Genomic DNA, 13,862 nt, shown 5'->3' with positions numbered 1-13,862 from the left:
AGATGGCCGGCAAGCGAGCCGACCTGGTGCTCTCGGGCGGTGGCGTCAAAGGGGTCGCCCTCGTCGGGGCTGTCGCGGCGCTGGTCCGCGCGGGATATGTGCCGCAACGCGTCTCCGGCACCTCCGCGGGAGCGCTGGTGGGCGCCGTTCTGGCCGCGGCCACGCAGAGCGGCGACCTGTCCGCCGAGCGGCTCGAAGCGCTGGCGCTGGACATCGACTACCGGAGGTTCCTCGATCCCGGACCGGTCGAACGTGTCCCCGTGGTGGGCCCGGCCTGGGGTGTGCTCACCGGCGGCGGCATCTACCGGGGCGACGCGCTGCGCGAGTGGGTCGCGGCGCGGCTGGCCGAGTTCGGGGTGACGACCTTCGCCGATCTGGCGATCGACGATGACAGCCTGCCGCCGGAGCAGCGGTACCGCCTCGTCGTCACGGTGGCCGACGTCACCCTGGGGCAGCTGATCCGGCTGCCGTGGGACTACCAGCGGATCTACGGCCTGGACCCGGACCGGCAATCGGTCGCAGACGCCGTCCGCGCGTCGACGGCCATCCCGTTCTTCTACCGGCCCGCAACGCTGACCAGCAGCGGAGACAGGACATCGACGCTCGTCGACGGCGGGCTGCTGTCGAACTTCCCGATCGATTCCCTCGACCGAACCGACGGCGGGCCGCCGCGCTGGCCGACCCTCGGGGTGACGCTGCTACCCAACCTGCCCGCCGCGAACGCCGAGGTGATCCCGGCGCTGCGGCCGCTGCACTTCCTCGGCTCGCCGACGCTGCTCGAACAGGTGGTGACGACCGTGCTCGTGGGCCGTGACCAGGCTTATCTGAACCAGCCCCGGGTCAGCGCCCGCACCATCCGGATCGACACCAGCGAGGTCGGAGTTCTCGACTTCGACCTGTCCGACCCGGACAAGCGGGCGCTCTACCAGGAAGGACGGCGTGCGGGGGAGGACTTCCTGGCGACGTGGAACTGGCCGGAGTACCTCGCCCGGTTCCGCTGACCCCTACCGCCCGCTGGTGCCGGATTGCGGGCTACCGCCCGCTGGTGCCGGATTGCGGGCTACCGCCCGCTGGTGCCGGATTGCGGGCTACCGCCCGCTGGTGCCGGATTGCGGGCTACCGCCCGCTGGTGCCGGATTGCGGGCTACCGCCCGCGGCGGCGCAGGTAGCGCTCGAACTCCGCCGCCAGCGCATCCCCGTCGATCTTGCCCAGAGCCTCGTTCATGTCCACCTCGGCGTCGCCTCGTTCTTCCAGCGACTGGACGTACTCCGCGATCTCGTCGTCCTCGGAGGTCATCTCGGTGACCGCCTGCTCCCACTCCTCGGCCTGGGCGGGCAGATCTGCCAGCGGTACCTCGACATCTAGGACGTCCTCGACGCGGCGCAGCAGCGCCACCGTCGCCTTCGGGTTCGGCGGCTGGGATACGTAATGCGGGACCGCGGCCCAGAACGTCACTGCCGGGATCCCCGCCTGCACGCAGGCGTCCTGGAACACGCCGGCGATCCCGGTCGGCCCCTCGTAGCGGGTCTCTTCCAGCCCGAACGTCTTGGCGGAATCCGCCGAGTAGGCCGCGCCGGACACCGGTACCGGCCTGGTGTGGGGCGTGTCTGCCAGCAGTGCGCCCAGGATCACCACCGTCTGCACGTTGAGCTTGTCGGCGATGGCCAACAACTCCGCACAGAACGTGCGCCACCGCATGTTGGGTTCCACGCCGTGCATCAGCACGATGTCGCGGTCGCTGCCCGGCGGCCGGCAGTGCGAGATCCGCATCGACGGCCAGACCAGTTCCCTGGTCACGCCGTCCAGCTGGCGGATCACGGGCCTGTTGACCTGGTAGTCGTAGTAGGCCTCGTCATCGATCTCCACGAGGGTGTCGGCCTCCCAGATGGCATCCAGGTGCTGCAGCGCATCGCTGGCCGCGTCACCGGCGTCATTCCAACCCTCGAAAGCCGCGACGATGATCGTGTCGCGCAGATCGGGCAGGTCGGATCGCTTCGGACCGCTGAAATCCGAGGGGGTCACCAGCCCAGCGTAAGCCCTGAATGGGCAGGATGACGCGCATCGACCCGCGCCCGGGTGCGGGGGGTGGAGGCGCCACTCGGGCGAACGCCGGGCCGGGTGCACCACTACCCTGGCTGTGTGACCGTCGCAAACGATCGCGCCACGGGAACCCTGCTGCAGGCACCGCCGCGGACGAGATGAAATACGTTCGGCTGCACTCTGGTTAACCGAGGGACGACGACATTTGCCGATGACATTGGCGACAGGGACGAATTGGGCGTCCAGAAGTCGATCGACTGACGAAGTAGACTTCCTGAGGTCGAGAGGCGTTGCAACGGGTCCGGGCACTGAGCCCGCATCCGCCACGCTCGGCAGAGTCAAGGACGCCTTCCGTCATGGAAGGAGTGCACTGTGAACGCCGCAGAGCAGAACATTGCCGAGTCGGCCACCTTGGTTGGGAATGTCCGGCCCGACTGCACCGACGAACTGTCGGCGGCGCTGCGCCAGCGGATCGTCGTGATCGACGGCGCGATGGGCACGGCGATCCAGAGGGACCGCCCCGACGAGGCCGGCTACCGGGGCGAGCGGTTCAAGGACTGGCCGAGCGATCTGCAGGGCAACAACGACCTGCTCAACCTGACTCAACCGCAGATCATCGAAGGTATCCACCGCGAGTACCTCGAGGCGGGCGCCGACATCCTGGAGACCAACACCTTCAACGCGAACGCCATCTCGCTCTCCGACTACGACATGGCGGAGCTCAGCTATGAGCTGAACTATGCCGGTGCTGCCCTGGCGCGCGCGGCCTGCGACGAGTTCAGCACCCCGGAAAAGCCGCGCTACGTCGCGGGCACCCTCGGGCCGACGACGCGCACTGCGTCGATCTCGCCGGACGTCAACGACCCCGGAGCCCGCAACGTCTCTTACGACCAGCTGGTCGCCGCCTACCTCGAAGCTGCCAACGGCCTGGTCGACGGTGGTTCCGACATCATCCTCGTCGAGACGATCTTCGACTCGCTGAACGCCAAGGCGGCGGTGTTCGCCATCGAGACGCTGTTCGAGGAGCGGGGACGCCGCTGGCCGGTGATAATCTCGGGCACCATCACCGACGCGTCCGGGCGGACGTTGTCCGGCCAGGTCACCGAAGCATTCTGGAACGCGATCAGGCACGTGAAGCCGATCGCGGTCGGCCTCAACTGCGCACTCGGCGCGCCGGAGATGAGGCCCTACATCGCCGAGATGGCGCGGATCGCCGACACCTTCGTCTCCTGCTATCCGAACGCGGGCCTGCCCAATGCCTTCGGCGAGTACGACGAGTCCCCGGAGGCCCAGGCCTCCTACATCGCCGAGTTCGCCGAGGCCGGCCTGGTGAACCTCGTCGGTGGGTGCTGCGGCACTGCCCCGCCGCACATCGCCGAGATCGCCAAGGTCGTCGAGGGCAAACCGCCGCGCGAGCTACCGGAGATCCCGGTGGCCACCCGGCTGTCCGGTCTGGAGCCGCTCAACATCACCGGCGACTCGCTGTTCGTCAACATCGGTGAACGCACCAACATCACCGGCTCCGCCCGGTTCCGCAACCTGATCAAGGCCGAGGACTACGACACCGCCCTGTCGGTCGCGCTGCAGCAGGTCGAGGTCGGTGCGCAGGTCATCGACGTCAACATGGACGAGGGCATGATCGACGGCGTCGCCGCGATGGACCGATTCACCAAGCTGATCGCCGCCGAGCCGGACATCAGCCGCGTCCCGGTGATGATCGACTCCTCCAAGTGGGAGGTCATCGAGGCGGGCCTGAAGAACGTGCAGGGCAAGCCGATCGTCAACTCGATCTCCATGAAGGAGGGCGAGGAGAAGTTCATCCGGGAAGCCCGGCTGTGCCGCAAGTACGGCGCCGCCGTCGTCGTGATGGCCTTCGACGAGCAGGGACAGGCCGACAACCTGGAACGCCGCAAGGAGATCTGCGGGCGTGCCTACCGGATCCTGACCGAAGAGGTCGGCTTCCCTGCCGAGGACATCATCTTCGACCCCAACTGCTTCGCGCTGGCCACCGGTATCGAGGAGCACGCGACGTACGGGATCGACTTCATCGAGGCCTGCGCCTGGATCAAGGAGAACCTGCCCGGGGTGCACATCTCCGGCGGCATCTCGAACGTGTCGTTCTCGTTCCGGGGCAACAACCCCGTCCGTGAGGCGATCCACGCGGTGTTCCTGTACCACGCCATCAAAGCCGGCCTGGACATGGGAATCGTCAACGCGGGTGCTCTGGTGCCCTACGACTCGATCGAACCCGAACTGCGGGACCGGATCGAGGACGTCGTGCTCAACCGTCGCGAGGACGCGGCCGAACGGCTGCTGGAGATCGCGGAACGGTACAACACGAAGAACTCGGGTGAAGGCGACGAAAAAGCCGCCGCGGAGTGGCGCAGCCTCCCGATTCGTGAGCGGATCACCCACGCCCTGGTCAAGGGAATCGACGCCAACGTCGACGACGACACCGAGGAGCTGCGGGCCGAGATCGCCGCCGCCGGTGGACGTCCGATCGAGGTGATCGAGGGTCCGCTGATGGACGGCATGAACGTCGTCGGCGATCTCTTCGGCGCGGGCAAGATGTTCCTGCCCCAGGTTGTGAAGTCGGCCCGGGTGATGAAGAAGGCCGTCGCGTACCTGCTGCCGTACATCGAGGCGGAGAAGGCGCAGGCGGGTACGACCGGGTCCAAGGACACCAACGGCACCATCATCATGGCGACGGTCAAGGGCGACGTCCACGACATCGGCAAGAACATCGTCGGGGTCGTCTTGCAGTGCAACAACTTCGAGGTGATCGACCTGGGTGTGATGGTTCCCGCCCAGAAGATCCTGGACGCGGCGAAAGAACACAACGCCGACATCATCGGGCTTTCCGGCCTGATCACCCCGTCGCTGGACGAGATGGTCAACTTCGCAGTCGAGATGGAACGTCAGGGTTTGGAGATCCCGCTGCTGATCGGTGGCGCCACCACCTCGCGGGCGCACACCGCCGTGAAGGTGTCGCCGCGTCGCAGCGGTCCGGTGGTCTGGGTCAAGGATGCGTCCCGTTCGGTACCGGTCGCTGCGGCACTGCTCGACGAGAAGCAGCGGGGTTCCCTGCTGGAGGCGACCGAGAAGGATTACGCATCGCTGCGTGAACGGCATGCTCAGAAGAACGAGCGCCCCATGCTGACGTTGGAGAAGGCCCGGGCAAACCGGACGCCGGTCGAGTGGGACGGCTACACCCCGCCGGTGCCCGCGCAGGGCCTCGGCGTGCGTGAGTTCCAGGACTACGACTTCGCCGAGCTTCGCGAATACATCGACTGGCAGCCGTTTTTCAACGCCTGGGAGATGAAGGGGCGCTTCCCCGACATCCTCAACAACCCGGTCTCGGGGGAGACCGCCCGCAAGCTGTACGACGACGCCCAGGCGATGCTCGACACCCTGATCAAGGAGAAGTGGCTCACCGCCAACGGGGTGATCGGGTTCTTCCCCGCCAACGCCGTCGGCGATGACGTCGAGGTCTACACCGACGAGACCCGTACCGAGGTTCTGACCACGTTGCACAATCTGCGCCAGCAGGGCCAGCACCGGGACGGCATCCCGAACCGGAGCCTCGGTGACTACATCGCGCCCAAAGACACCGGTCTGGCCGACTACGTCGGCGCGTTCGCGGTCACCACCGGGCTCGGCATCGGAGACAGGATCGCGGAGTTCAAAGCGGCCAACGACGACTACAACGCGATCCTGCTGGAATCGCTCGCCGACCGGCTGGCAGAAGCGTTCGCCGAACGGATGCACCAGCGGGTCCGCAAGGAGTTCTGGGGATATCAGCCGGACGAGCAGCTGGACAATGAGGCGCTCATCGGTGAGAAGTACCGCGGAATCCGACCTGCCCCTGGGTATCCGGCCTGCCCGGAACACACCGAGAAGGCCACGCTCTGGGAGTTGATGGACGTCAAGGATCGGGCCGGCATCGAGCTGACCGAGTCGATGGCGATGTGGCCCGGCGCCGCAGTCAGCGGCTGGTACTTCTCACACCCGCAGTCCCAGTACTTCGTGGTCGGCCGGATCAGTCAGGACCAGGTCGCCGACTACGCCAAGCGCAAAGGTTGGACGCTGAAGGAGGCCGAGCGCTGGCTGGCCCCCAACCTCGGCTACAACCCGGAGGACTGAGCCCGCTCCGCAGTTCCGAGATCTGTCGTACCCCTCTGTGATGATGGTGGCATGTCTTCGGCGGCAACTTCTTTGGCTCCCAAGGAGCGTCTTGAGGTGTTGTTCGCCGAGTTGGCGGAGTTGGCGGGGCAGCGTAACGCGATCGATGGGCGGATCGTGGAGATCGTCGCCGAGATCGACCGCGACGAACTCTGCGGTATGACCGGGGCCCGTTCGGTGGCCGGGTTGGTGGCCTGGAAACTGGGCACCTCACCGACCAACGCGCACACCATCACCACCGTCGCCGGGCGGCTTGAGGAGTTTCCGCGCTGCACCCAGGGGTTGCGCGAGGGGCGGTTGTCGCTGGATCAGGTCGGGGTGATCGCCGGGCGCGCCGCCGCGGGTTCCGACGCCCATTACGCGCAGCTGGCCGAGTCGGCGACGGTCACCCAACTGCACACCGCCCTCAAAGCAGCACCCCGCCCCGAACCCGAACCCGAACCCCAACCCGAGCCGGAGCGGTCGGTCATCAAGACCGGTGACGACACCCACGCCACCTACCGGATCCGGCTGCCGCATGCTGAGGCGGCGGTCGTCGACGCCGCGCTGGCCTCCCATCTCGAGGCGCTGGTCACCGCGTGGCGACACGACCACGACACCGGCGAGCGGGTGTCGGATCAGGCGCCGCCGTTGCCGAGCACCGTGGATGCGTTCATGAGTGTCGTCGAAGCCGGCTGGGACAGCGAGGTGGCGCGCCGCCCGCACGGGCAACGCACCACTGTGATCGCCCACCTCGACGTCGACCAGCAGGTGGCGTCACTGCACCTGGGGCCGCTGTTGTCCGACAGTGAGCGTCGCTCGATGTTGTGTGATGCGACGTGTGAGGTGTGGTTCGAACGCCACGGCCGGGTGATCGGCGCCGGGCGGGCGACCCGGACGGTCAACCGGCGGCTGCGGCGGGCGTTGGAGCATCGGGACCGCTGCTGCGTGGTTCCCGGCTGCGGCGCCACCCGAGGATTGCACGCCCATCATCTGCGGCACTGGGAAGACGGCGGCCCCACCGAACTGGACAATCTGGTTTTGCTTTGCCCGTACCACCATCGGCTGCATCATCTGGGTGGGATCACCCTCACCGGGCCTGCGCACCGCCTCAGGGTCACCGACAACGAAGGCCAGGAACTCAGTTCGGGATCCTTGGCCCGACCACCCACCACACCACCACCGGCCGTCGCCCCCTACCGCGGACCGACCGGCGAACGCGCCCAATGGAAGTGGTACACCCCCTACCAACCACCACCACCAACCACCAACTAGTCGGGCACATCGACGTCCTCGGCTCAGTCGTCCGCCCATCAGTTTTGTTCGCTGGACCGCGGGCTGATGGGATCTGGCCAAGCTAACCGCGGCACCTCTATCCCGCTGTGGCTTCGTGGCGCGACGAGTTGCCATGTGCACGGGTAGCGGAGGCAAGATTTTCGACGCCAGCGTCAAAAATGGCTGATCTCAAGGCATTCGAGCCAAGTTCCGCCGCAACCGTGGGGCACGAGCTATCTTTCCTGAGAGGACAGCCCGCAGGCCGCCGCACCGACCGGGCCAAAGGTAAGGGATATCCCCGATTCCCTCGGCAGGGTGTGCGGCATACGGTTGCTGTGCAACTCAACGTGGAGGTCTGTGATGGTGTGGGAGAAGCATGTCGGCCGGGTAGGCGCGTTGGCTGTCGCGCTGGGTATCGGTTCCGCGGTAGTGGCGATGCCGGGGGTGGCGTGGGCGCAACCCGAGGGCTCGAGTTCGGCCAGTGCGTCGGACAGTGATGCCGGTAGTTCGCGCGGGGAGGCGAAGGCCGGAGACAAGCCGTCGCGTCCGACAAAATCGCGCGACGCTGCGGGAGCAGGCACGTCGACGGCCGCTGACTCCGACGCCGAAACGGACGACGCCGAATCAGAAACGGACGACGCCGAATCGGATGAGGCCGAATCAGACGACGCAGAAACGGACGACACGCAACCGGACGACGAAGCCACCGAGGCGGAGGCCGAAACGTCGGCTTCTGATCCTGTGGAGCCGACTGATCGGCGGCGGTCCGGAATTGAAAAGCGAGCCGCGAAGGACGAACCTGAAGCCGAAAACGTAGTCCCTGAAGAGGATGGTTCTCCGCCGGACGCCACCAACACCGGTGACACAGCAACACCTGCCTCGCCCCCAGCGGCCGAGTCGCCGACCGCCGATGCCGACGACCTCGCCACGGCAGAGCCCGCGGAGCAGACCCCTGCGCCGGCGACGGCACTGAAGTCGCTGTCCGCGCCGGGCAACCTCTCATCGACCAGTGACGAGCCAGCAGCTCCCGACGCGTCTCCGCTGCTGCTGACACTGTTGGCATCGGTTTGGCGTCCCCTCGCTGAGCGCATCGCCGAGGCGAATACCACTGCCACCACCGCGAGCGCTGTGCAAGCGACCGGCGAGGTGCAGGCCGGCGCGACATCGTCGCCGATCCCGGGAACCGCCTACCAGTCTCCGGTCATCGGGCCCGACGGCACGCTTTATCAAGTCACTTCCGGCGGGTCGACCACTCAGGTCAGCATTCTCGATAGCGACGGACAGGTCATCGCCACCAGCGACGAAATCCGGGGAGTCAGCGCCCCGTACGGGCGGGCCGCAATGCGACCTGACGGCACGCTGATCGTGGTGACCACCACCAATCGCCGCACGAACACGATCATCTCGGCGGTCGACAGCGAAGGCAAAGTCAGCAGGGTTGCCACCCTCATCGGCGTGACGGACACACCCCTGACGGTCGGCTCGGACGGCGCGCTGTACTTCAGAACCGAGATCGTCCCCTTCTCGCCCCTGGCAGATCCGATCGAATACCGATTCGTTCGAATCTCGGCGAACAACTTCGTCCGGTCGTATTCGTATGACACCGACTTCGAAGTGGCACCGGACGGAACTGCGCACCTGGTGTCCTCTGGGTTCGGTTTCTCCACGTTTCGCACGATCGACTCCAACGGCTGGACGAGAGCGACTTTCCTGCCCTTCGGCTCCGATCCGAGCGACCCGCTCGTGGACGAGGATGGAACCGCCTATGTGACAGCCGGTGTGACCGGTCTCTTCGGCACCCAATCAACTCGCGTGTACACCGTCGACGGTGCCTCGCGCACGGTGCGCTCGATCGTCGGACTGCCCGGAGACACCGTGATGACAGCCGACGGTTTCGGTCTGGAGACGTTCACCTTCGACGGTGACAGCGACGACGGCACGCGGACCTACATCTCCAGAATCACCGCGAACTCCATCGCCACCTCGGATGTGATCGACGGTCGCATCGCAGGTTTCCAGCTGGGCCCGGACGGCACCGCCTACGCGCCGATCGCCGATCCCACCTTGGACAACACGCCCGTCGCTGTCGTCGACACTGACGGCAACGTCAACACCGTCCTCTTGCCCGGCACGCTCGTGGTGCGCGACAGAAACGTCCGCGGTGGCAGGTCGCAATCTGCTGAGAATCTCGGCTACGTCAACTACACCGTGAACGGCACCGAATACGTGGCAGTGCTGGGCCCGGATGCGACCGTCGTCCGGACGATCGAACTCCCCGAAGGCGCGACCGGAGGCACGGTGTTCTTCGGGCCCGACGGTGCGGCCTACGAGCTGGTGGAGTACCGGGAACCGAGCGGGAACTATGTCTCACGGCAGATACTCGCGCTGTCCACCGACACCTACACGTCGATAGTGCCCGGCGTAGCGTTCCTCCAGGCCGCCGATGTCGTGTTCGGCCCGGACGGGATCGGCTACCTACTTGTGGGCACGCCCGCCGCCTACGACATCGACGTCCTGGGATTCGATGCAGCCGGTGACACCGTCATCCCGCCGAGCGGTGTGACCAACCCCGCCCTCCGCCACGTCACCCTCCGCGACATCGAGGTACTGGCTTTCGGCCCTGACGGCACTGCTTACCTCACCGACCGGAGCCCGGCCGGATCCGGTGTATATGCGCTGACGGCAACCGGCGCGCAAAAGGTCGCCGATCTCGAATATTCGCAGTTGGGAACCTACAACCTACCGACCTTCAGCACCGACGGGACCGGATATGTGGCCAACACCGTCGCGCTCGAAGGCGGCGGTTTCGCCACCATAGTCACGAGCTTCTCACCGCCCACGAATCTCTGAGTAGCTCTGCGCCGGAACGGCGCTCAGCGCTCGCCACACCCGTGCGGGGGTCATCGGCAGGTCCCGCAGCCGGGCGCCGCAGGCCCGCGCGATCGCGTTGGCCAGTGCCGGGGCGACGGGATTGTAGGGCGATTCGCTCATCGACTTCGCGCCCAGCGGCCCGATCTGGTCGTAGGTGTCGGCGAACAACACCTCGGTGACGGGCACGTCGGCCAGTTGCGGGATGTGGTAGTCCCGCAGCGCCTGGGTCAGCACGGTTCCGTCGGGCCCGGTCAGGACCTGTTCGTAGAGCGCCGCGCCGATCGCCTGGGCCACACCGCCTTCGACCTGCCCCCGGCACTGCTCGGGGTTGATCACCGCGCCGGCGTCGACCGCCTGCACCGATCGCAGAATGCGCACCTCGCCGGTCTCGGAGTTGACCGCGACCCGGAATCCCTGCACGTTGAACGCAACCGAACGCGGCGTCCCGTCGTGGCGGCCGTGTCCCACCAGCGCGGGCAGCTCGGCGAACTCGACCAGCCGGGTTCCGCACTGCACACCGTGAGGTGTCAGGCTACAGGTGTGCATGCCGGCGCCGGTGAGTTCAGCCGCAGCCTTGACCATCGCGACCCGCAGGTTCCGGCAGGCGGTCATCACCGCCTGGCCGGCCACCACGGTGCCCGCAGAACCGAACGCCCCGGTGTCGTAACCCGTTGCCGCGGTGTCGGACTGATGGATACGGACGCGGTCGGGGGTGGTGTTCAACTCGGTGGCCACCAGCTGTGTGTGCACGGTGGTGGTGCCGTTGCCGAACTCGGCGGTGCCGACCGACAGCCGGAACTCGCCGTCCGGGGTGACGGCGACCGAGGCTTCGGCGAAGTGGCCGTGCGGCGGGATCGTGGCGATCATCGCGACCGCCACGCCTTCGCCCACAGGCCATCCGGGCGGTCCGGTCACGCCGTCACCGTCGGCGAGTGCCCGCTGCGCCAGGTCGAGGCACTGGTCGAGACCGTAGCTGCCGAAGGCGAGATCGTCGTGACCGACCCGGTAGTCGACGAACTCGTCTCCGGGCACCACCACATTGTGTCGTCTCAGTTCGAACGGATCGATGCCCAGTCGGTGGGCGAGCTCGTCGAGCGCCGACTCGACCGCGAAGATCATCTGGCTCAGACCGTAACCGCGGAACGCGCCGGAGGGCAGGTTGTTGGTGTAGACCGCCTCGGCGTCGACACGCTTGTTCGCACACCGGTACACCGACAACGTCTCACCACACCCGTGGAACATCACGCCGACGCTGTGGTTTCCGTATCCGCCCGCGTCCATCAGCACGTCGACGCCCAGTGCGGTCAGCACCCCGTCGGCGCCGGCCGCGGCGGTGACATCGATCCGGTAGGGGTGACGGCACGGCGCCATCGTGAACTGGTCCGAGCGGCTGAACTCATAACGCACCGGCCGGCCGAGCCGCAGCACGGCCAAAGTCACGAGATCCTCGGTCAGCATCTCCTGTTTGCCGCCGAAGCCGCCGCCGAGCCGGCGGGTGAACACCCGCACACGATCACGCTCGAGACCGAACACGTGACACAGTTCGTCGCGGACCAAAAACGGCACCTGCGAACTGGTGCACAGCACCAGCCGGCCGTCCTCGTCCCGCCATCCGGTGCAGCCGTGCGTCTCCAGGTGGACGTGCTGGACGCGTTGGGTCGTGTACCGTTCCCGCACCACTGTGCCACCGCCGGCCACGGCCATGGCGACGCCTCCGTCGATGTCGCCGACACCGCCGTGCACCTCGGCGACCAGGTTGCGCGACGCATCGGCGATCCGCGCGTCCTGGCCCTTCTCGCCGTGCAGCAGCGGCGCCCCAGGGCGACGGGCGATGTCCGGATCAAACACCGACGGCAGCTCTTCGTACTCCACCGCGATTGCCCGGCAGGCCTTTTCGGCGATAGCCGCAGTGTCGGCGACCACCGCGGCCACCCGTTGTCCGACGAAGCGCACCGTGTCGTCGAGCACCACGGTGTCGTCGGGGTCGTCGAGACGGTTCTCGTGGCGGGCGGTGGAGAACGCGACGTCGGGGCTGTCGCGATGTGTCAGCACGAGGTGCACCCCGCCGATCGCCTCGGCGGCGGCGACGTCTATCGCCACGATCCGGGCGTGTGCCACCGGGCTGGTCAGCACCGCCAGATGCAGCAAGCCGGGCGGGGTGAAGTCCATCGTGTACTGCTCGGTGCCCGTCACCACGCGCATGGCGGCCGGCGCACCGATGGAGCGGCCCACTCCGCCGGACTTCTCGATGTTGGCCTTGCCGTCGATCGCGTCGGTGATCGCACGATAGCCGGTGCAGCGGCACAGGTTGCCCTTCAGCGACTGCTCCAGGTCAGTGAGCTGCTGTTCGGACAGCGTTGCCGCAGTGGTGATCATGCCGGCCGTGCAGAACCCGCACTGAAAGCCGCCGGCCTCGATGAAGCGGCGCTGCAGCGGATGCAGGTCTGTCGGTGTCCCCAGCCCCGCCACGGTGGTGACGTCGTGACCGTCGGCGCGCAAGGCGGGAAACACACACGAGTGCACCGCCTCGCCGTCGACCAGCACCGAGCATGCGCCGCAGTCACCTGCGTCGCAGCCCTTCTTCACCTCGAAGTGGCCGTGCTCGCGCAGATAGCTGCGAAGACACTGACCTGCTGCCGGAATACCTTGCGCCTCAGCTCCGTTCACCCGGATGCTCATGCCAGTTCCCGGCGGATCTGCTCGGCCAGCACCAGGGTCACGGCGCGCCGCCAGTCCGGGTCGCCGTGAGCGTCCCGGGTCCAGGCGTCCTCGCCGATGCTCTGGTGTGCGGTGGTCAGCTCGGCGGCGCTGGGAATGGCGGGAAAGGTGAACACGTAGGGGCGCACGGTGGCTGCGGTCACCGACAACACGAACCTGCCACCGTCGGCGGCGGTGTCGCGCCTGCCGATGACGACGATTCCCGAGCGGCCCAGCGGGGACGGCGCGAGCTGGCGGTAGGCCGTGGCCGCACGCAGCGCGGCGGCGGGCAGCCACACCGAACGCAGGACGTCCCCTGGGCCCAGGGCATTGGTGGCCACCCCGGTGACGAACTCTGTCACCGGTAGCCGGCGGTCGGTGCCGTCAGCGCGCCAGATCGTCAGCTCGGCGTCGAGAGCCGACGTGAGCGAGATCATCGCACCGGCCGGGAGCGACAGGCAGATGTTGCCGCCGATGGTCGCCGTCGCCCAGATCTTGAACGAGGCGAGCAGGGCGGTGCAGCACTGATGTAGCAACGGCGCCGCCGTCCACTCGGGCCGCGCTGCGGCGAGCTGGGATGTCAGCTGCGACACCTCTTTCAGCGTGCATGTTGCCGCGAGTTCGATTCCGTTGTCGGCGAGGGTGATCGGCCGCCAGCCGAGCCGGGTGATGTCGACCAGCCGGCGGATGTGTGGCTGGGGTTCGGAGAACAACCAGGTACCCCCGGCGAGGATCGCGTCCTCGGGGCCGATCGGGCTCAGGTCGCCGCGGCAGGCGGGGACGGTCATCGTCTCCACGGTGTTGAGGTCCATGGACG

At 67.3% G+C, this 13,862-nt stretch carries 7 protein-coding genes; 4 read left to right on the top strand and 3 right to left on the bottom strand.

Features of this window, described 5'->3' with window-relative positions:
- Positions 1-2: 2 nt before the first annotated feature.
- On the top strand, positions 3-1,001 hold the full coding sequence (locus G6N53_RS20640) for a patatin-like phospholipase family protein (protein ID WP_163891517.1): 999 nt from the start codon (positions 3-5) through the stop codon (positions 999-1,001).
- A 143-nt stretch (positions 1,002-1,144) separates the two neighbouring features.
- Here the strand turns inward: G6N53_RS20640 and G6N53_RS20635 are convergent, their stop codons facing one another.
- Positions 1,145-2,023: a PAC2 family protein gene (locus G6N53_RS20635; protein WP_163891515.1), complete on the bottom strand. Its 879-nt coding sequence runs from the start codon at positions 2,021-2,023 to the stop codon at positions 1,145-1,147.
- A 390-nt stretch (positions 2,024-2,413) separates the two neighbouring features.
- Here G6N53_RS20635 and metH point away from each other — a divergent pair, with 390 nt between their 5' ends.
- From metH to G6N53_RS20620, 3 genes are all read left to right on the top strand, one after another.
- Positions 2,414-6,184 carry a methionine synthase gene (metH, locus tag G6N53_RS20630; protein WP_163891513.1) on the top strand — a complete coding sequence of 1,257 codons (3,771 nt, stop codon included), beginning with the start codon at positions 2,414-2,416 and terminating at the stop codon, positions 6,182-6,184.
- A 51-nt stretch (positions 6,185-6,235) separates the two neighbouring features.
- Entirely contained in the window at positions 6,236-7,477 is a 1,242-nt protein-coding gene (locus G6N53_RS20625; RefSeq protein WP_163891511.1) for an HNH endonuclease signature motif containing protein, read from the top strand.
- A gap of 360 nt (positions 7,478-7,837) precedes the next feature.
- A complete protein-coding gene (locus G6N53_RS20620) occupies positions 7,838-10,327 on the top strand; it encodes an ICP22 family protein (RefSeq protein ID WP_163891509.1) in 2,490 nt (829 codons plus the stop codon).
- On the opposite strand, the gene G6N53_RS20615 is transcribed toward G6N53_RS20620, so the two are convergent.
- Together G6N53_RS20615 and G6N53_RS20610 are read right to left on the bottom strand one after the other, a co-directional pair.
- The gene (locus G6N53_RS20615; protein WP_163891507.1) at positions 10,307-13,027 is read right to left on the bottom strand and encodes a molybdopterin-dependent oxidoreductase; all 2,721 of its coding nucleotides are present in this window, start codon (positions 13,025-13,027) and stop codon (positions 10,307-10,309) included. The two genes, G6N53_RS20620 and G6N53_RS20615, sit on opposite strands and share 21 nt — an antisense overlap.
- Positions 13,024-13,857 (bottom strand): FAD binding domain-containing protein, encoded by an 834-nt coding sequence (locus tag G6N53_RS20610; protein WP_163891505.1) that lies wholly within the window; start codon positions 13,855-13,857, stop codon positions 13,024-13,026. Before G6N53_RS20610 ends, G6N53_RS20615 begins: the two co-directional genes overlap by 4 nt.
- Between the last annotated feature and the right edge of the window lie 5 nt (positions 13,858-13,862).

This window comes from Mycolicibacterium hippocampi (assembly GCF_010723735.1).
Taxonomy (GTDB): Bacteria; Actinomycetota; Actinomycetes; order Mycobacteriales; family Mycobacteriaceae; genus Mycobacterium; species Mycobacterium hippocampi.
The sequence above is the reverse complement of the archived record's forward strand: the minus strand, read 5'-3'. Positions and strand labels throughout refer to the sequence as shown.